The organism is Oleiphilus sp. HI0067 (assembly GCF_001635735.1).
On record NZ_LWFI01001636.1, the window covers coordinates 1 to 880 of the forward strand.

At 49.1% G+C, this 880-nt stretch carries 1 protein-coding gene; it reads right to left on the reverse strand.

Going from position 1 to position 880, the window contains the following annotated elements:
• The coding region (locus A3739_RS26355) for a VCBS domain-containing protein (RefSeq protein ID WP_255376797.1) at positions 1-864 on the reverse strand (864 nt) is incomplete at its 3' end.
• Positions 865-880: the final 16 nt, after the last annotated feature.

The window sequence follows — 880 nt, forward strand, 5'->3', positions numbered from 1 at the left end:
GTACTTTCCTGAGGTGTGGTCAAGTGACCAGGTCAATAAAGTAGTCTGGTCAACCGCGATTGCCGAAAGGGTGCCGCTCGAAGAGGGGGTTTGATCTTCAATTGTTGTGCCGATCGCATCGGCAGGATGAATGTGTATTCGTGGATGATCTGTGGTACCGGTTATGGTCACCACAATGTCGTGCTTGGTGCCATCGGCGGTCGTCACTGTCGCAGAGTCGGTGATGTGTTGTCCGGCTGCAAGGCTCTGAATGGCGGTTTGAGTATTGTCTGCTGTAAACTGCCAACTACCATCTTTATCGATCGCGAAGGTGCCATATTGACCCGTGATCGCTTCTTTTTGGAAGAAGGCTTCGCCACTATCAGTATCTGTAACGGCTAGCTGGCCCGTCGCAACAAGATCATTGCCTTGAACGTTAGTGTCCTCCTTTACACCGTGGCCGCCTGAGTCAGTAACAACTGCAACGTCATTTGTGCCTTGAACGGTGATTCTTACTTCATGATTAGTGCCGTCGGCGGATGTTACGGTAATGGTGTCGGTAGTCTGTTTACCTTGACCTAGAGCTTGTACCGTCGGGTTTTGATTATTAAGGTCATAGNTCCAAGAACCATCTTTTTGAAGATGTAGGGTGCCATATTGGCCTTGCAGGTCTCCATCTTGAAAGTAGGACTCGCCAGTGTCGATATCTTGAATAGTAAGCTGTCCCTGTGCTTGTAAGACGCTCTCTTCAGTGACATTGCTTGAGTCTGTACCGCCGATGACAGCTGTATCATTTGTGCCGTTAATTTGGATATTAATTCGATGAGGCTCGCCATCAGCTGCATGCACAATGAGTGTGTCTGTCATCATGCTGCCCGCGTTCATTGCCTGGATATCAGGA